At 61.9% G+C, this 17028-nt stretch carries 17 protein-coding genes; 11 read left to right on the plus strand and 6 right to left on the minus strand.

The features are described 5' to 3' along the window. Positions 1 to 102 precede the first annotated feature (102 nt). Both ACN5AZ_RS13000 and ACN5AZ_RS13005 read left to right on the plus strand, forming a co-directional pair. Positions 103 to 969: a 50S ribosomal protein L11 methyltransferase gene (locus ACN5AZ_RS13000; RefSeq protein WP_419429318.1), complete on the plus strand. Its 867-nt coding sequence runs from the start codon at positions 103 to 105 to the stop codon at positions 967 to 969. 145 nt (positions 970 to 1114) lie between these two features. Next, positions 1115 to 1462 (plus strand): hypothetical protein, encoded by a 348-nt coding sequence (locus ACN5AZ_RS13005; RefSeq protein ID WP_419429319.1) that lies wholly within the window; start codon positions 1115 to 1117, stop codon positions 1460 to 1462. A gap of 76 nt (positions 1463 to 1538) precedes the next feature. Here ACN5AZ_RS13005 and ACN5AZ_RS13010 read toward each other — a convergent pair whose 3' ends face one another. After that, positions 1539 to 1778: a DUF1127 domain-containing protein gene (locus tag ACN5AZ_RS13010; RefSeq protein ID WP_419429320.1), complete on the minus strand. Its 240-nt coding sequence runs from the start codon at positions 1776 to 1778 to the stop codon at positions 1539 to 1541. Between the two features lie 322 nt (positions 1779 to 2100). Here ACN5AZ_RS13010 and ruvC point away from each other — a divergent pair, with 322 nt between their 5' ends. The 4 genes from ruvC to ACN5AZ_RS13030 all read left to right on the plus strand — a co-directional run bounded on the left by ruvC (position 2101) and on the right by ACN5AZ_RS13030 (position 5074). Continuing rightward, positions 2101 to 2595, plus strand: a complete 495-nt coding sequence (ruvC, locus tag ACN5AZ_RS13015) for a crossover junction endodeoxyribonuclease RuvC (protein ID WP_419429321.1) — start codon at positions 2101 to 2103, stop codon at positions 2593 to 2595. Continuing rightward, entirely contained in the window at positions 2592 to 3275 is a 684-nt protein-coding gene (gene ruvA / locus ACN5AZ_RS13020) for a Holliday junction branch migration protein RuvA (protein WP_419429322.1), read from the plus strand. The genes ruvC and ruvA overlap by 4 nt, the downstream gene beginning before the upstream one ends. A gap of 36 nt (positions 3276 to 3311) precedes the next feature. Continuing rightward, the gene (gene ruvB / locus ACN5AZ_RS13025) at positions 3312 to 4355 is read left to right on the plus strand and encodes a Holliday junction branch migration DNA helicase RuvB (protein WP_419429323.1); all 1044 of its coding nucleotides are present in this window, start codon (positions 3312 to 3314) and stop codon (positions 4353 to 4355) included. A 95-nt stretch (positions 4356 to 4450) separates the two neighbouring features. Further along, positions 4451 to 5074 (plus strand): hypothetical protein, encoded by a 624-nt coding sequence (locus ACN5AZ_RS13030; protein WP_419429469.1) that lies wholly within the window; start codon positions 4451 to 4453, stop codon positions 5072 to 5074. Between the two features lie 33 nt (positions 5075 to 5107). Here ACN5AZ_RS13030 and trpS read toward each other — a convergent pair whose 3' ends face one another. After that, positions 5108 to 6136, minus strand: a complete 1029-nt coding sequence (trpS, locus tag ACN5AZ_RS13035) for a tryptophan--tRNA ligase (protein WP_419429324.1) — start codon at positions 6134 to 6136, stop codon at positions 5108 to 5110. A 76-nt stretch (positions 6137 to 6212) separates the two neighbouring features. Between trpS and ACN5AZ_RS13040 the strand changes: the two genes are divergently transcribed. Next, complete coding sequence (locus ACN5AZ_RS13040; RefSeq protein ID WP_419429325.1) at positions 6213 to 6911, plus strand: rhomboid family intramembrane serine protease; 699 nt, start codon at positions 6213 to 6215, stop codon at positions 6909 to 6911. A 3-nt stretch (positions 6912 to 6914) separates the two neighbouring features. Here ACN5AZ_RS13040 and ACN5AZ_RS13045 read toward each other — a convergent pair whose 3' ends face one another. Continuing rightward, on the minus strand, positions 6915 to 8297 hold the full coding sequence (locus tag ACN5AZ_RS13045; RefSeq protein WP_419429326.1) for a phospholipase D-like domain-containing protein: 1383 nt from the start codon (positions 8295 to 8297) through the stop codon (positions 6915 to 6917). 5 nt (positions 8298 to 8302) lie between these two features. Continuing rightward, a complete protein-coding gene (murJ, locus tag ACN5AZ_RS13050) occupies positions 8303 to 9835 on the minus strand; it encodes a murein biosynthesis integral membrane protein MurJ (protein WP_419429327.1) in 1533 nt (510 codons plus the stop codon). A 184-nt stretch (positions 9836 to 10019) separates the two neighbouring features. On the opposite strand from murJ, the gene ACN5AZ_RS13055 reads away from it, so the two are divergent. Next, complete coding sequence (locus tag ACN5AZ_RS13055; protein WP_419429328.1) at positions 10020 to 10484, plus strand: hypothetical protein; 465 nt, start codon at positions 10020 to 10022, stop codon at positions 10482 to 10484. Here the strand turns inward: ACN5AZ_RS13055 and ACN5AZ_RS13060 are convergent. Together ACN5AZ_RS13060 and ACN5AZ_RS13065 are read right to left on the minus strand one after the other, a co-directional pair. Continuing rightward, positions 10475 to 13222: a [protein-PII] uridylyltransferase gene (locus ACN5AZ_RS13060; RefSeq protein ID WP_419429329.1), complete on the minus strand. Its 2748-nt coding sequence runs from the start codon at positions 13220 to 13222 to the stop codon at positions 10475 to 10477. The genes ACN5AZ_RS13055 and ACN5AZ_RS13060 overlap by 10 nt on opposite strands. Positions 13223 to 13235: 13 nt before the next feature. Beyond that, complete coding sequence (locus ACN5AZ_RS13065; protein WP_419429330.1) at positions 13236 to 14429, minus strand: penicillin-binding protein activator; 1194 nt, start codon at positions 14427 to 14429, stop codon at positions 13236 to 13238. Positions 14430 to 14564: 135 nt separating this feature from the next. Between ACN5AZ_RS13065 and rsmI the strand changes: the two genes are divergently transcribed. From rsmI to gshB, 3 genes are all read left to right on the plus strand, one after another. Next, a complete protein-coding gene (gene rsmI / locus ACN5AZ_RS13070; RefSeq protein WP_419429470.1) occupies positions 14565 to 15407 on the plus strand; it encodes a 16S rRNA (cytidine(1402)-2'-O)-methyltransferase in 843 nt (280 codons plus the stop codon). A 14-nt stretch (positions 15408 to 15421) separates the two neighbouring features. Then, positions 15422 to 15895: a YraN family protein gene (locus tag ACN5AZ_RS13075; RefSeq protein WP_419429331.1), complete on the plus strand. Its 474-nt coding sequence runs from the start codon at positions 15422 to 15424 to the stop codon at positions 15893 to 15895. 88 nt (positions 15896 to 15983) lie between these two features. Continuing rightward, entirely contained in the window at positions 15984 to 16919 is a 936-nt protein-coding gene (gene gshB, locus ACN5AZ_RS13080; RefSeq protein WP_419429332.1) for a glutathione synthase, read from the plus strand. The last annotated feature ends 109 nt before the right edge of the window (positions 16920 to 17028 follow it).

Genomic DNA, 17028 nt, shown 5'->3' on the forward strand with positions numbered 1-17028 from the left:
GCCTAAGCGGCAAGCCTTTCAAACGTGCTAAAGCCGATCTTCACCGTTTCCGTCGGAGACGTGCTGGTGTAAGGGCTGGCCCAACGCATATGGAGACACGCCATGCCCACCTGGACCGCATTTACCAAGCTGAACGACAAAGCCCGTGCCGAAAAGCTCGGCCTCGCCATGGAGGATCTGGAGCCGGAACCCACGGGCGTCGGCGTCTTCGAGATCGAGGACGGCAGCGGTCTGTGGGAGGTTGCTGGCTATTTCATCGAAGAGCCCAGCGATATGGAGCTGACCCTACTGGCGGTCGCCTTCGAGGCACAGCCCTTTGTCATTTCCGAAGTGCCGGACACCGACTGGGTGGACAAGGTACGCCGTGAATTGACGCCGGTGGTTGCGGGCCGCTTCTTTGTCTACGGCAGCCATGATGCGGACAAGATCCCCGAAGGGGCCGAGCCGCTGTTGATCGAGGCGGCGATGGCCTTTGGCACCGGCCACCACGGCACGACCCAAGGCTGTCTGGAGGCGCTGGACGCGCTCGCCAATGACGGGTTTGTGGGCAAGAACGTGGCCGATATCGGCTGTGGTACTGCCGTGCTGGGCATGGCGGCCGCGCGCATCTGGTCCGATCCGGTGATCGTGTCGGACATCGACGAAGTGGCGGTCGAGGTGGCAGAGGCGAACGTGCGGGCGAACGGTCTGGAGGGCAAGGTGATCTGCGTCGAAGCCGCCGGTTTCGAAAATGACGCGCTGCATGACCGCGCGCCTTTTGATCTGGTGTTTGCCAACATCCTGAAGCAGCCGTTGATCGATCTTGCCCCGTCAATGAAAGCCCATGTGGCGGAAGGCGGTTATATGATCCTGTCGGGCATCCTGACCCGTCAGGCTGACGAGGTCGCCGCCGCCTATGCCGAACAGGGCATCAAGGAACTGCGGCGCGGTGTGATCGGGGATTGGGTGACTTTGGTTTTGCAGGCCTGAGCATCTGAAGCTCTGAGGGTTGGCGCCAAATTAAGTTTGGTTAACGTCAACTTTGCGTAAAAGTCGCGGCAAATGCCGCAATTGTGCCACAATCTTTGGCTAAAAATGTGTCCAACCGGTGGGGGCCGGTTGGTACGAGGCTGCTATGGCAGATGCATTTACAGATTTCCGGCGCCGCGAAACGGCTGTCCGCCGCAAGCACACCCGCATGGCCGAGGGTTATGTGACCAAGCTGGACAAACGCACCGGCGTCTATGTTCAGGTCCCCGACAACAAGGTTTCAGGATGGTCCGCGCGTTGGTTGGTGCGTCTCGTGGCCTTGTTCATCGCTTTCAAGGTCATGTTGCTGACCGGTTTGGGCGTCGACACCTATCAGACCCATCTGGCAACCCTGTCGGACGGGAGCCCGTTTGAGCAGCTGGGCGCATGGTTTCTGGGTCTTGATCCCGTGACGCGCGGTCTGTCCCAGATTGTGGGCACGCTCATCGGGTGATCTTCACCGTTATCCAAAACAAAAGGCCGCGCCTCCTGCCAGAGACGCGGCCTTTTTCATGGGGCTGCCTTACGACTTAGCGACGTGCCGCGGCGTCGATGTCGGCGCGGGACAGGCCGATGTCGTTCAATTCGCGGTCGGTCAGGGCCGACAGGCTTTTGCGTGTTGCGCGCACGTCGTTCCATGTCGCGATCATGCCGATCAGCGATGCAAAGAAGTTGCCGGAGCGAACTGCGCCGGACTGTGCGGGGGCGAAGTTCATGAAGGTGCCGATGCGGTAGCCGGAGCCGTGCATGTCAGAAGTGTTGAAGGCCATTGGGGTGCTCTCGATAGGGGGTGTTTGAAGTTTTCAAAGCGCACGTAATTTAGGCGATGCCGTCCCACAAGCCGTCGTTTTTGCATGGGTTCCCTGTCCAGATTGCATAGCTCGATTGCGTGTTAACTAACTGTTATAAAGCGCAAAAATCCGCCTGCTGCGCGTGTCGTTTTTAGCGCTAAAGGTGGCGATTTCAGACCTTGGATTTGGCCTGATGTCGGATTTCGCCAAAGCATGTCGTTTTTGATCTGCGGGTATTAACCTTGGCGTTTGTTCGCGTTTCGTGCTACTTGGTGCGACAAAACAACAAGATTGGGCAGAGATGCGGGTTTTGGGCATTGATCCGGGGTTGCGACACCTTGGATGGGGCGTGATCGACGTCGATGGCAGCCGCTTGCGGCACGTCGCAAACGGGGTTTGCGATTCGGAGGGGGGCGAGGACCTGTCTTTGCGACTGCTGTCCTTGCATGGCCAGTTGACGCGGGTCTTCCAGACGTATCAGCCCGATCAGGCCGCCATTGAAAAGACATTCGTGAACAAGGACGCTGTGGGCACGCTGAAGCTGGGCCAGGCGCGCGGGGTCGCGTTGTTGGTGCCGGCGCAGTTTGGCCTGTCGGTGGGGGAATACGCTCCCAATCAGGTGAAAAAGACCGTGGTGGGCGTGGGCCATGCGGACAAAAAGCAGGTGCAGCACATGGTGATGATGCAATTGCCGGGCTGCAAGCTGGCAGGGCCTGACGCCGCAGACGCTTTGGCCATTGCCATTTGTCACGCCCATCAATCCGGAGTTCAACGCATGAAGGTACGCGCATCATGATCGGACGCATTTCTGGTGTTATCGTTTACAAGGGCGACGATCACGTTCTGATCGACGTGCGTGGCGTGGGCTATGTGGTCTATTGCACGGATCGCGTTTTGGCCGCTTTGGGCCGTGGTGGAGAAGCCGCAACCCTGTTCACCGATCTGCTGGTGCGCGAGGATCTGTTGCAGCTGTTCGGCTTTCCGTCGCTGGTGGAAAAGGAATGGTTCCGACTGCTGATGTCGGTGCAGGGCGTGGGGGCCAAGGCGTCTTTGGCGATCCTGTCCGCGCTGGGATCTGATGGTGTCAGCCGCGCCATTGCGCTGGGGGACTGGAACGCGATCAAGGCGGCAAAGGGCATTGGACCCAAAACCGCGCAACGCGTGGTGAACGAGCTGAAGGACAAGGCACCTGCCGTGATGGCCATGGGCGCAGGCATGTCAGCGGGTCCGGTGGCCGCCGAACCACTGGCCGACGACGAGGTGATTGAAACGCCCGTTCCGGCCCCGGCCGCGCCAAGCACTCCGGTCCAGATGTCTGCCTCTGCGCAGGCCGAAGCCCTGTCGGCGCTGGGCAATCTGGGCTATGCCCCGTCAGAGGCCGCAAGCGCCGTGGCGCAGGCCGCCGGAGACGCGCCAGAGGCTGACACGGCGGGGCTGATCCGCGCGGCGTTGAAGCTGTTGGCACCCAAAGGGTAAAGGTGGGTTATAAACCCACCCTAGGAAGGACATCGCATGGGACCAGATCCGACACTGCGGCCAGAGCCGATGGAGGATGAGCAGGGCGGGCTTGACCGTGCACTGCGGCCCCAGATGCTTGACGATTTTATCGGGCAGGCAGAGGCGCGCGCCAACCTGCGTGTTTTTATCGCGTCGGCAAGGTCGCGCGGGGAGGCGATGGATCACACGCTGTTCCACGGCCCGCCAGGACTGGGCAAAACGACTTTGGCGCAGATCATGGCCCGCGAGCTGGGGGTCGGCTTTCGCATGACATCCGGTCCGGTGCTGGCAAAGGCCGGGGATCTGGCGGCAATCCTGACCAACCTCGAACGCAACGACGTGCTGTTCATTGACGAAATCCACCGCATGAATGCCTCTGTCGAAGAGGTGCTGTACCCTGCAATGGAGGATTTTGAGCTGGATCTGGTGATCGGGGAAGGGCCCGCCGCGCGCACGGTGCGGATCGAATTGCAGCCCTTTACGCTGGTCGGCGCGACGACCCGTTTGGGCCTGCTGACGACGCCGCTGCGGGATCGTTTTGGCATTCCGACGCGGCTGAATTTCTACACGATTGAGGAGCTTGAAACCATCGTTGCGGGCAATGCGCGCAAGCTGGGCGTCCGTGTCGAGGGCGATGGCGCGTTGGAGATTGCGCGACGTGCCCGTGGGACACCGCGGATCGCCGGGCGTCTGCTGCGTCGCGTGGTGGATTTTGCCGTGGTCGAGGGCGGCGGCGTGGTGACACAGGCGCTGGCGGATTCCTCGCTGACCCGTCTGGGGGTGGATTCGCTGGGTCTGGACGGCGCGGACCGGCGCTATCTGACCTTGATCGCCAACAGCTATGGCGGCGGGCCGGTGGGGATCGAAACCCTGTCTGCTGCGCTGTCGGAGTCTCGTGACGCGCTGGAGGAAGTGGTGGAACCCTACCTGCTGCAACAGGGGCTGATCCAGCGGACACCGCGCGGGCGGATGCTGACACAGGCCGCGTGGCGCCACATTGGACTGACCCCACCCAAACGCCCGGATGGGCCGGGGCAGGGCGTGTTGTTCGACGGCTAGGGGCGGGCTTGCTTGCTTGAGCCTGTATTGGCTGCGGTGTAGCAAGCGGCCAAGCCTGCTAGCCGAGGAGATGCCCCTTGCCTTCTGACAGTCAGATGTCGCCTGCCGATATCACGCCCTTGTTCACCCGTTCTGACGGCAGCTACTTCTTTGCCCGTTGGGGGCGGCCGATTGTGCCGGTTGTCTTTGGGGTCGAGGATGAGACCCTGTCCGTGGTCAAAGGCGCGTTCGAAGCACTTTGCGCCCTGACAGGTCACAAGATGGCCGAGACGGATGCGGAATCCGGCACCAATGTCATGGTCTTTTTCTTCCGTGAATGGTCAGAACTGACCTCTATCCCCGATCTCGATCGGTTGGTCGAAGGGCTGGCGGAAAAGCTCGACGTGCTGGATGCGCAAGGCGCCAACCAATACCGCAGCTTCCGTTTCGATGCGGAGGGGGCCATTCAGGCCTGTTTCATTTTCCTGCGGATGGATGACGCATTGTCGCGCATACCGGCCGAGGAACTGGCGCTGGGACAGGTGACACAGGCGATGGTGTGTTGGTCGGATCTGGCCTTTCAGACGCGTTCGCCGCTGGCGAAGGCGGGGCAGACGGTGGTGCTGCGGCCTGATATCGCGGCCGTCTTGCGCGCGGCCTATGATCCGGTGATGCCTGCGACCGCGCAGGACGACAGCCATGCGCTGCGCCTGTTTGCGCGGGTTCAGGCCTGCGGATAGAAAAAGGCGCGTGGGTCACACGCGCCTTCGGGTTTAGCTGACCATGCCCACGATATCGCGGGTTTGCCGGATGACCGGATCGGCAATTTCGCGGGCGCGTTCCGCCCCGCGCCGCAAGATGGCGTCGATCTCGTCAGGGGTTTCCATAAGCCGCGCCATCTCTGTCGAGATGGGCGAGAGCTTGGACACCGCAAGGTCGGCCAGCATCGGTTTGAATTCCGAGAACTGCTTGCCGCCCACGTCGGCCAGAACCTCCGCCTGCGTCTGATCGTTCAGCGCGGCGTAGATGTTCACCAGATTGCGGGCCTCGGCACGACCTTCCAGCCCGTCCACCTCGGACGGGAGGGCATCGGGGTCGGTGCGTGCCTTTCGGATTTTGGCGGCGACGGTGTCGGCGTCATCGGTCATATTGATCCGCGACATGTCCGAGGGATCGGATTTGGACATCTTCTTGGTGCCGTCGCGCAGCGACATCACGCGGGTGGCCGCGCCTTCGATCACGGGTTCGGGGATCGGGAAGAAATCCACGCCATAGTCATGGTTGAACTTGGTCGCGATGTCGCGGGTCAACTCGACGTGCTGTTTCTGGTCCTCGCCCACGGGGACATGCGTGGCGTGGTACAGCAGAATGTCGGCGGCCATCAGCGCGGGATAGGCGAACAGGCCAAGGGAGGCGTTCTGGCTGTTCTTGCCCGCCTTGTCTTTCCACTGGGTCATGCGCTGCATCCAGCCCATACGCGCGACACAGTTGAAGATCCAGCCAAGCTCGGCATGGCCGGCCACTTGGCTTTGGTTGAACAGAACGGATTTTTCTGGATCGACGCCGGAGGCGATGAAACCGGCGCACAGCTCGCGCGTGGCGCGGCGCAGGTTTGCAGGGTCTTGCCAGACGGTGATCGCGTGCATGTCCACCATGCAAAAGATCGATTCAACGCCGCTGTTCTGGCTGTCGGCAAAGCGTTTCAGCGCGCCCAGATAGTTGCCCAGCGTCAGCCCGCCGGACGGCTGGATGCCCGAGAACACCCGAGGGGTGAAGGCTGAATTGGTCTGACCCTCGGTCATGGCGTGTCTCCGTGGTGGAAATATCAACGCAGGTGGCTTACCGAGGGCGTGAAGGACCGTCAAGGAAGAGGCCCCCATGAGCGACCCCAACGACCCGCGCCATCCCATCAACGAAGCGCCGGTAAACCCGTTGCCGCCTGTGGTGGTGGCGCTGTTTCTGGTCCTGATGGGGATCGAGGCGGTGTTTTCCCTGTCCGAATTCGGGCTGGTGGGCGGGCGCGACGCCGTGGGCCTGCGCATCGAATATATCGAACGTTTCGGGTTTTCGGGGCGGCTGTTCGACTACATGATCGAAACGCAAAGCTATTCGCCTGATAACCTGCTGCGGCTTGTGTCCTATGCCTTTCTGCACAGCTCTTTTTACGAGGGGCTCTTTGCCATGGTGTTCACCCTGTCGATGGGCAAGGTCGTGACAGAGGCGATGGGACCGCTGGCCTTTGTCGCCATCTTCTTTGTCAGCGCGGCCTTCGGGGCGCTTTGCTTTGGCCTGCTGAGCGATGATCCATGGCTGATCGGTGCCTTTCCGGCGGCCTTTGGGCTGATTGGCGGGTTTTCGTATCTGCTGTGGGTGCGGCTGGGGCAGGAGGGCGCGCCCCAGATGCGGGCGTTTTCGCTGATCGGAATGCTTATGGCGATGCGGCTGGTGTTTGGCCTGCTGTTTGGCACGGACGACAGTTGGATCGCGGATCTGGCGGGGTTTGTCGCGGGCTTTGCGCTGGCGATTGTGATGGTGCCGGGGGGGCTTGCGCGGATCAGGGGGCTGCTGCGCCGCTAAGGATCAGAACAGGTCATCGGGTATGCGCGCGGGCACCATGCGGCCCGGTTTCACCGCGAGCGGGCGCAATGGTGCAGTCGCGTTGGCCCATGACGCGGCGCGCGTGACGTCCCGCCCCTGTCCCAGCCACATCGCGCTGCGTTTGCCCATCAGATCGCCCGCGAAGGCAGGATCGCGGATCAGGATGGACGCCTGACTGTCGAATTTCGCGGCGCGCGCTGTCAGATCATGCGAGCCAACTACCGCATAGGTGCCATCGACGATGATCAACCGCCCGGGAAGCGGGGCCGCGCCATCGGCGGTCAGATCGCCGGGCAGGTGATGTTCGACAAAGGCTGCTCGCGATCCGAAGGCCTTGGACAATCGCTGAAGCTGTTCGGTTTGCAGGGCCTGCCCTCTCTCGCGGGTTTCGCGCAAAGCACCGCCAAGGGGCAGCCGGTCGCCTGCGGGATGGAACACCACCACAAGCTGCAGCTCCGGCGCGGCCTTGGCCGCAGCGATCAACGCATCGGCGTAAGGCCTGTGTCGCAGGGCTGCGGTCTCGATATAGACATGCTGACGGGCGTCGGACAGCAAGCGGCAGATATGTGTCTCAAAGCTCTGCTCGCGCGGGGTGCCCGAGATGCGAAACGGGCCGGTCTTCGGGTCGGACAGGGTCCGCAGCAAGCGTCGTTCCGGTCGGCTCAACCGGCGTGCCACGCTTCGAAAGGGCTGCGGCGGCGTGGCCAAGGTCGGCGCGCCGGTCTGAATCGCGGCCGTCCAGCAATCCGCGAAATGGGCGCGCAAAGCACCGGCAAAATCCGCATCCGACAGGCGCAGGGCCACGTCTTGCCACAGGCTGGCGGGGCGGTGTTCGTCCAGCGTAAAACCCCCGATCACCACCTCCTCGCCGTCTGCCACTGCAAAAGCATGATGCACATGCTGGGTCCGCAGCGGCATTTTTTGTTCCAGCGATTGCCGTTGCAGGATTGTCAGATGTTCTGGCGGTGCAGCCTTCAGCGCGGCCATCCGACGTCTGCGTGGACGGATAAAGCGCCAGCGCCACACGGCGCCGGCCGTTTGGCCGTGCGGGGCGCAAAGGATCTGCGCATCCCCCTGCGCGACATTGGCAAAGCCCGAGGCCGCCAGCCAGGCCCGCCTGTGCCGTTCCGGGTCGAGCAACGGGTCGTCGTCGCCAAAGGCCATGTGCAGATGCACCCCGCGCCGTGTCAGCCACGGGATCAGATCCGACCACGTGACCAGCCCCAACTCCCGCAGACGCGCGCTGTGTAGCGGGGTTTCCGGGTCAAAGCTGCGGAAGGCTAGGATCAACTCGTGGCGGGCACCGGCGGCCAGCTCTTCTAGCGCCAAAAGCGTGTCGGTCTGGGTTAGAAGGGCTGTGGGCACTGGGCTTATCTCCGGCGGCGCAGAATGCTTTTGAACTCGGACAAACTAAAGGCGCCCAAGAGCTGGCCCGCAACCCCGTAACTGAGCGCGCCACCGATCAGCAGCACCAGAACCGCCATGCCCCGCGACCATTCGGCCAGAACATAGCGCAGTCCAAACAGCACCGCCCCCATCACCACAGCCGCCAGAAGAATCCGCAGCAGCCGTGTGTAGAACCGCGCATCAAAGCGCGCGACATCGCCCATTTTGCGGGCGTTAAAGGCCAGTTGCGCAACCATGGTCCATCCCGCAAGCGTGGTGGCAATGGCCGGGGCAATCCAGCCGATCACGGGGGCCAAGCCAATGGCCGCGACGGCGTTGATCACCATGGACCACACCGCAAACCGGAACGGCGAGCGGGTGTCTTCCCGCGCGAAATACAACGGTTGAAGCACTTTTTGCAGCACAAAGGCAGGCAGTCCCAGCCCGTAGATCGCCACGGCTTGCGCCATGGCGCGGGCGTCCTCGGGGCCGGTGCGCCCATGTTCAAACAGCAAGGACACCAGCGGCAGCGGAATGACCACCAAAGCTACGGCGCAGGGAATTGTCAGCGCCAGCGACAGCTCGCCCGCCCGCGACAGGGCCATGCGCCCGCCGCTGTGGTCCTGCGCCTTCAGGCGGCGCGACAGATCGGGCAGCAAGACGATGCCAATGGCAATGCCCACCACGCCCAGAGGCAGCTGGTACAGGCGGTCGGCGTTGAACAGCCAGCTGACCGCCTTGTCAAAGTGCGAGGCCACCTGTTGCCCGACCAAAAGGTTGATCTGCATCACCCCGCCGGCCAATGCGGCAGGCACGGCGATGCGTGTCAGTTTGCGCACATCGTCGGTCAGGCGCGGGCGGGCAGGGCGGATGCGCAATCCGGCGCGTTCCGCCGCCACCCAGACCAGCGCAAGCTGCGCGACACCGCCCAAGGGGATGCACCAGATCAGCCACCAGACAGCCTCGCCCCCGAAATAGCGCGGACCGATCAAAAGCGCGGACACAATCAGGATGTTGAGCAACACTGGCGCAGCAGCGGCAGCGGCAAAGCGGCCCATGGCGTTCAACGCGCCAGAGAACAGCGCGGCCAGCGAAATCAGCAAAATGTAGGGAAAGGTGACGCGTCCAAAGGCCGTGGTCATGTCAAAGCGTTCATCGCCTGCAAACCCACCGGCGGTGGCCCAGACCAGCACGGGCATAAAGATCAGCGCAAGGCCGGTCAGTGCCAGCAAGACAAAGGCCAATCCGTTGAACGCATCGCGGGCAAATCGCTGCGGGTCGCTGTCTGCCTCGAGCTTTTTGGAATACATCGGCACAAAGGCCGCATTGAACGCGCCTTCGGCAAAGAAGCGGCGGAACATGTTCGGCAGGCGGAAGGCGGCCACAAAGGCGTCCATCACCGGTCCCGGCCCGATCAGGGTGGCCAGCATAATATCACGGACCAGTCCCAAAACACGGCTGGCAAGGGTCCAGAAGCCGACGGTCATCACGCCGGAAATCAAACGAATGGGTTTCATTACCCTACACTCCGAGGTCTGATGAGCGGCTTATCTTAATCCCTCAGGCCCCGAAAGAGGCCGTGATGCCATCGTCTTGGGCAGCAACGGGGAAACCGGCGGAAAAATTCTTGGGCCCAAGTTCCATCTCACAGGTATCGTGGATAACAAGCGAGGAACAGTTATTGGTAACGCAGGGGAAAGAATGGCCCGCCCGTATCAGATATTCAGCGCACAGCGGCTGGTTGTGGCCCAATCCACCGGAACCGCGACGGCGCAGGCCATGACGACGGAAGCGGTGAACATGTTCGATCAGCACCCCGAGCACCATGGTTTCAATTCCTTGGTGGATTTGCGGCGCAGCCGTTTTCCCGATGATTTCAGCGCCGAGGTGCGCGCGGCGGTGCGTCGGATGGAGCCTGTCTATCGCGCGCGGACCGGTCTGGCGAAGACCGCTCTCGTCAGCGGGGACGACACAACCTATGGCATGACGCGGATGTATCAGGCGACCGTTTTGTCTCGGCTGCCGGATTACGACATCGAGGTGTTCGACGATATGCGTCAGGCGCTGCGCTATCTCGGCGTCAGCGATGGCGATATACCGGATGTTCTGGCGGCGCTGGATGTGGCGGGCGACCAAACAGAGGCCGCCCTGCCGGATCAACTGTAAGCGCGGCGCGACCCCTCCTCCAAGGCCTGCCTTAGCTTCTTCTCGATCAGATCGCGTTTGGCCTGACTGTGCAGTTTCAGGCCGAACATATCCTTGACGTAGAAGGTGTCGACCACCTGTTCGCCATAGGTCGCGATGACCGCCGAGGCGATATAGACGTTCTGATGCGCCAGCGTGCGGGTGATGTCGTACAACAGCCCCGCCCGGTCACGGGTGTCGACCTCGATGATGGTAAAGATTTCGGAACCATCATTGTCAAAGGTGACATGCGTGGGGACTTTGAACGCTTTTTCGCGTTTCTTGAGCTTGTCCTTGGGCTTGATCGCATCGCGTGCGACGACTTCACCCGTAAGGGTTTTCAGCATCATCTGCCGCAGACGCGGGATGCGGGCATCGTCAAAGGGCGCGCCTTCGCTGTCCTGAATCCAGAACACCGCCGTGGCAAACCCGTCGCGCGTGGTAAAGGTGCGGGCATCCACAACGTTGGCCCCCACCAGTGCCAGCGCCCCGGTCAGTCGCGAGAAGATGCCGGGGTGATCTTGCAGTGCGAAACAGGCACGGGTGGCATCGCGGTCCTCGTCGAGGTGGATGTCCATGCGGATTTCATCCTGCGTGATCCCGCGCAGCAGATTGGCGAAAATGACATGCGCCGTGACATGCAGGCCCTGCCAATAGGGGGCGTAATGGCGCGTGGTTTCGCGGGCAATGTCCTCGGCCGACCATTCGACCAGCGTGTCGCGGAGGGCTTTCTTGGCCTCCGTGCCACGGTTCTCGCGGTTGAGCACCTCCATCCCGTCTTCGAGCGCGCGGCGCGTCTGCCGGTAAAGCGCGCGGATCAGCGCCGCCTTCCAGTTGTTCCACGTGTCCGGCCCGACACCGCGAATGTCGCAGACCGTCAGAACCGTCAACAGGTCCAGCCGCTCACGGGTTTTGACCGCCTTGGCAAAGTCGCGCACCGTGCGCGGGTCGGCGATGTCGCGCTTTTGCGCCATGTCCGACATCAGCAGATGATAGCGCACCAGCCATTCTACGGTTTCGCATTCGTCTTTGTTCAGGCCAAGACGTGGCGCAACCGTGCGCGCGATGCGGGCCCCGATGATGGAATGGTCGCCATCGCGCCCCTTGCCGATGTCGTGCAGCAGCAGCGCCACATACATGACACGTCGGTTGATCCCCTCGTCGAGGATTTCCGACGCAACGGGCAGCTCTTCGTCCAGCTGGTGATCTTCGATTTCGGACAGATGCCAGATGCATTGGATCGTATGTTCGTCCACCGTGTAGTGGTGGTACATGTTGAACTGCATCATCGCCACAATATGGGCGAATTCGGGAATGAAGGCCCCGAGTACGCCCAATTCGTTCATCCGGCGCAGCGCACGTTCGGGATTGCCGTGGTTCAAAAGCAGGCTGAGAAACAGCTCCTGCGCGGCGGGATCATTGCGCAGGTCGTCATCGATCCGGTCCAGATTGTTCTGCACCAGCCGCATGGCGTCGGGGTGGATCAAAAGATCCGTGCGCAGAGCTTCCTCGAACACGCGCAGCAGGTTCAGGGGATCGGCAAGGAAGCTGTCGTCGTCCTGAATAGCAAGCCGCCCATGGGTGACGGTGTACCCTTTGGCAGTCACTGGGGTTCGACTGAAAATCCGTTTCAGCAAGGGCGGACCCTTGGTGTGATCCGCCTCCAGCGAGGTCAGCAGGATTCGCGTCAGATCCCCGACAGAGGTCGCGTGGCGGAAATAGTCCTGCATGAACCATTCCACGCCGCGCCGTCCGCCACGGTCGTTGTATCCCATGCGCGCCGCAACTTCGGGCTGCATGTCAAAGCTCAGCTGTTCCACCGCGCGGTTGGCGATCAGATGCAAATGGGTGCGCACGGCCCACAAAAACCGTTCCGCCTGAACGAAGGTCTCGTATTCCTCGGGCAGGAAGACACCTGACTGCACAAGCTGGCCGACATCGTCGGTGTGATGGACGTATTTGATGATCCAGAACAGCGATTGCAGGTCGCGCAGGCCGCCTTTGCCTTCTTTGACGTTGGGCTCCACCATATAGCGCTGGCCCTGTTTGTCGTGGCGGGCGTCACGTTCTTCGAGCTTGGCGGTGATGAATTCGCGTTCGGTGCCGTTGAACAGCTGGCTCCACAGGGTTTCATCCAACTCGTCGGACAGGGCGCTGTCACCGGCCAGATGGCGCGCTTCGAGCATGGCTGTGCGGATGGTGAAATCCTCGCCGCCCAGACGGACGCAATCGCGCACGGTCCGTGAGGAATGGCCGACTTTCAGCTTCAGATCCCACAGGATGTACAGCATCGATTCAATGACGCTTTCAGCCCATGCGGTGATTTTATACGGGGTCAGGAACAGCAGATCGACGTCGGAAAAGGGTGCCATCTCGCCACGGCCATAGCCACCGACGGCCACCACGGCCAGACGCTCGCTGTCTGTGGGATTGTGTTTGGGGTGCAGAACCTGCGTGGCAATCTCGAAGGCGAGGTTCACCACGCCATCGGTCAGCCATGTGTAGGATCGGGTGGTCCTACGGGCGCCGAAGGGTTCGTGGGCAAACGCCTCTGCGATAATGGCGCGACCGGATTTTATGGCGGCGGACAGGCAGGCCACGGTGGCTTTGCGGACCTCGGCCTCTGTTGCGCCGGGCTCCAGCGTGGCGAAAAGCTCGGCCCGCACGCCGGGAAGGTCAAAGATATCGGCTGCCGGCGCGATCAGATCCGCCGGCAGCATGTTTGCGTCTGGTTCAGAAACCGGTTCCGGAGAGGCTGCTGGGGGCAGGGTCAAGGATCACCATCTGGTTGTTCTGGATCGTGGCAATCGCCAGCGCGCGCTGGTTGGTGCCATCTTTGAGCAGGCGGAATACACCGCCAGAGCCGGTAAATCCAGCAGAGGTGAGGCTTTTACCGCTCAGTGCGTCCGCGTTGCCGCGTTTTGCCAGCAAACCGATGGCAGAGATGCCGTCATAGGCCAGACCGGCCAGCGGATGCGGCGCGGCCCCGAAGGTCGCGGTGTAGCGCTGGTCAAACGACGCCTGACGCGCGCGGTCGGGCAGGGCGAACCACGCCCCCTGTGCACCGGGCAGGGCAAACAGATCGGGGCGCACATCCCAACGGGTCAGACCGGCATACTGGACCTGAGACGGAGACACGCCGTTCTCGGGCAGTTGTTGCAACAGCATGGGCATGGCTGCATTTGTCGCATCCGTGGTGATAAAGATCGAATCCGCTGCGCCGGATTGCACAGCCGCTGCCGCGCGTTTGGCGGTGTCGCTGACACCGGCCACGGACAGCTCGTAGGCTTCGGAGGACAGCACCTGAATGCCGTTGACCGTGGCGGCCTGTTCAATGGCGATCTTGCCGAACTGGCCGGGGACATCGTTGGAATAGACGACAACGATACGCTGTTTGCCCTGTGCGCGTGCATGCGCCATCAGGCGGTTGGCTGTGTTCGCAAAGGTCGGCCCGAGGATAAAGACGTTGCCGCCCGCAATGGCGGTCGTGTTGGAAAAGCTCAGGACATTTACGCCCTCGTCGGACACGGCCGCCCCGGCTGCGTTTGCCGCCTCGGAGAACAGCGGGCCGAGGATGATCTTGGCGCCGTCGTCGACTGCGGATTGTGCAACGCTTGCGGCTTGGGCGGCCTGACCGCCGGTGTCGTAGACGCGCAGGTCGATCTCGACCCCGTCGAGTTCGCTGATGGCAAGGCGTGCGGCGTTTTCCAGCGAAGAGGCCACAGGCCCCGCACCGCCGTCAGACTTTGGCACCAGCAAAGCGACGGGCACGGGGGCGCCCGCTTCGATCGCCGGTCCGTCGGCCCCGGCAGGGGCGCCGCCAAGACCGCCGACCAAGGCAGGGTCACAAGCCGCGAGAAGAGCGGTCGAAGCAAGCGCGGCCAGAGACAGGCGCGCCTTGCGGAGGCGTGGCAAAACAGTGAACATTGGACTCCCTCGTCGTCTTTCTGATAGCGGGGTGCGCGGCCCGCTTGGGTTTGCCATAAACATAGAGAAGCGGGAAAGGCGGGGCCAGTGACGATTGACGACACGGCGGAAATTGGCGGGGGGAAAGCGGGCGGCATGCTCCCCGCTGGGCTGCATCTGGTGGCTGTTCCCATCGGCAACGCCCGTGACATTACGTTGCGTGCCCTTGATGCGCTGCGCGATGCGGATGTGCTGGTGGCCGAGGATACGCGCAGCCTGCGCCGGTTGATGGACCTGCACGGCATCGCGGTAGGGGACCGGCCCTTGCTGGCCTACCACGATCACAACGGGGACCGCGCGCGCCCGCGTCTTTTGGCAGATATCGCTGCGGGCAAATCGGTGGTCTACGCGTCAGAGGCGGGCACTCCGATGGTGTCGGACCCGGGCTTCGATCTGGCGCGCGCGGTCACCGAAGAGGGCGGGGCTGTCACCAGCCTGCCCGGCGCATCGGCGGCGATAACGGCCCTGACTTTGGCAGGACTGCCGACCGACCGCTTTATGTTTGTGGGGTTCTTACCCTCCGCCGGAGGGCCGCGGCGCAAGGCTTTGGATGAATTGGTGGGCGTGGCCGCGACCTTGGTATTCTACGAATCTCCCAAACGTCTGGCAGCCATGCTGTCTGAGGCATCGGAACGGCTGGGCAACCGCAATGCCGCTGTCTGCCGGGAATTGACCAAACGGTTCGAAGAGGTGCGACAGGGCGGATTGGTCGAATTGTCGGAGTTCTATGCCGCAAATCCCCCGAAAGGCGAAATCGTCGTCGTGGTGGATCGTGGAAATTCAGAAACGATTAGTGAAATCGATATAGAACACGAGGTGAACAAGGCGCTGGAAACGATGTCGGTGCGCGATGCCGCGGACTATGTCGCGACCCGCTTCAACGTGAAACGGCGCCCAGTGTATCAAATGGCGATGCGCATTTCTGACGGTAAAGGCTAGGGGTAGGCGGACAAATGGCGCAGCGGAAACATCGACCGAAACGTGACCCGCGCCAGATGTCGCTGTGGGATTGGACGCCGCCGGTAGATGCGTCTGCCGTACCGGTTTCTATGGTGCGAACTCGTCGCGCATCGACAGGGGCGATGGGCCACGCCGCCGGGGCTTCTGCCGAATTGCGCGTGGCACAGGATTATGAACGGCGTGGATATCCGATCGCACGCACCAGATGGCGGGGCAAGGGTGGGGAAATCGACCTGATCGCGCAGGACGGCGATGCGGTGGTTTTTGTTGAGGTTAAACAAAGCAGAACATTTGATCGGGCCGTTGCGCGCTTGGGCCGTCGCCAGATAGCGCGGCTTCAATCCGCCGCTGAGGAATACCTTGGCACGCAGCCGAATGGGGCCCTGACCGAGATGCGATTTGATGTGGCTTTGGTTAATGGCTTCGGCGAAATGCGCGTAATCGAGAATGCGTTGATGGATTGGTAAATTTTCGCACAGGGTCTTTGCATTGCCACTTGGTCTTTGATCAGCCATCTATACATGGAATTCAAAGCCGAATTCTAAGGGGATGCGCATGAAGATCGCTTTTCAGATGGACCCGATTGCGGGGGTCAACATCAACGCGGACAGCACGTTCCGTCTGGCCGAAGAGGCCCAAGCGCGTGGCCACGAGCTGTTTTACTACGGACCGGACCAGCTTTCCTTTGACGAGGGGCGGATCACCGCGACAGGCCATTGGATGACGGTGCAGCGTGTGGCTGGTGAACCTGCTGTACTGGGAGAGCGTGTCACCATCGACCTTGCTGATGTCGATGTGGTCTGGTTGCGGCAAGATCCGCCATTCGACATGCATTACATTACAACGACGCACCTGTTGGACCGACTGAAGGGGAAAACGCTGGTCGTTAACGATCCGTTCTGGGTGCGGAACTTCCCTGAAAAGCTGTTGGTTCTGGGGTTCGAAGGGCTGACGCCGCCGACCATGATTGCCCGTGATCTTGAGGCGATCAAATCTTTCCGTGCCAAACATGGCGACGTCATCCTGAAGCCGCTTTACGGCAATGGCGGGGCGGGGGTGTTTCGACTTACGCAGGATGACCGCAACCTCAGCTCACTGCATGAACTGTTCACCGGGTTCTCGCGTGAACCGTTGATCGTGCAGAAATACCTGCCGGATGTGGTTAAGGGCGACAAGCGTGTGATTCTTGTTGATGGCGAACCTGTGGGGGCGATCAACCGGGTACCGGCTGAGGGCGAAGTGCGGTCCAACATGCATGTGGGCGGCCGCCCCGAAAAAGTAGAGCTGACAGAGCGTGATCTTGAAATCTGTGCGGCGATCGGACCGACCCTGCGCGACCATGGGCAGATTTTTGTCGGTATTGATGTAATCGGCGATTGGCTGACAGAGATCAACGTGACCTCTCCCACCGGCATTCAAGAGCTTGAGCGCTTTGACGGGATCAATGTGGCCGAGAAAATCTGGCAGGCCATCGAAGCGAAGCTGGCGTGAGTTGGCGGCTGCAGCTGCTGAACGCGCAGCTGCGGCTTTTTTCGCGTCCTCGCATCGCGCGCACCGCCCGCCCGGAGGACGCCGTAGCATCGGTGGAGCGTGCCTCCCG

This window comes from Sagittula sp. SSi028 (genome assembly GCF_048553715.1).
Taxonomy (GTDB): domain Bacteria; phylum Pseudomonadota; class Alphaproteobacteria; order Rhodobacterales; family Rhodobacteraceae; genus Sagittula.

Excerpts from the sequence above, each read along its gene's own strand:
- ACN5AZ_RS13040 (WP_419429325.1), top strand. The coding sequence starts at position 6,213 with ATGAGCGACCCCAACGACCCGCGCCATCCCATCAACGAAGCGCCGGTA.
- rsmI (WP_419429470.1), top strand. The coding sequence starts at position 14,565 with ATGCTCCCCGCTGGGCTGCATCTGGTGGCTGTTCCCATCGGCAACGCC.
- ACN5AZ_RS13030 (WP_419429469.1), top strand. The coding sequence starts at position 4,451 with ATGTCGCCTGCCGATATCACGCCCTTGTTCACCCGTTCTGACGGCAGC.
- ACN5AZ_RS13000 (WP_419429318.1), top strand. The coding sequence starts at position 103 with ATGCCCACCTGGACCGCATTTACCAAGCTGAACGACAAAGCCCGTGCC.
- murJ (WP_419429327.1), bottom strand. The coding sequence starts at position 9,835 with ATGAAACCCATTCGTTTGATTTCCGGCGTGATGACCGTCGGCTTCTGG.
- ACN5AZ_RS13055 (WP_419429328.1), top strand. The coding sequence starts at position 10,020 with ATGGCCCGCCCGTATCAGATATTCAGCGCACAGCGGCTGGTTGTGGCC.
- ACN5AZ_RS13005 (WP_419429319.1), top strand. The coding sequence starts at position 1,115 with ATGGCAGATGCATTTACAGATTTCCGGCGCCGCGAAACGGCTGTCCGC.
- ruvC (WP_419429321.1), top strand. The coding sequence starts at position 2,101 with ATGCGGGTTTTGGGCATTGATCCGGGGTTGCGACACCTTGGATGGGGC.
- gshB (WP_419429332.1), top strand. The coding sequence starts at position 15,984 with ATGAAGATCGCTTTTCAGATGGACCCGATTGCGGGGGTCAACATCAAC.
- ruvA (WP_419429322.1), top strand. The coding sequence starts at position 2,592 with ATGATCGGACGCATTTCTGGTGTTATCGTTTACAAGGGCGACGATCAC.
- ACN5AZ_RS13065 (WP_419429330.1), bottom strand. The coding sequence starts at position 14,429 with ATGTTCACTGTTTTGCCACGCCTCCGCAAGGCGCGCCTGTCTCTGGCC.
- ACN5AZ_RS13075 (WP_419429331.1), top strand. The coding sequence starts at position 15,422 with ATGGCGCAGCGGAAACATCGACCGAAACGTGACCCGCGCCAGATGTCG.
- trpS (WP_419429324.1), bottom strand. The coding sequence starts at position 6,136 with ATGACCGAGGGTCAGACCAATTCAGCCTTCACCCCTCGGGTGTTCTCG.
- ACN5AZ_RS13060 (WP_419429329.1), bottom strand. The coding sequence starts at position 13,222 with ATGCTGCCGGCGGATCTGATCGCGCCGGCAGCCGATATCTTTGACCTT.
- ruvB (WP_419429323.1), top strand. The coding sequence starts at position 3,312 with ATGGGACCAGATCCGACACTGCGGCCAGAGCCGATGGAGGATGAGCAG.
- ACN5AZ_RS13010 (WP_419429320.1), bottom strand. The coding sequence starts at position 1,778 with ATGGCCTTCAACACTTCTGACATGCACGGCTCCGGCTACCGCATCGGC.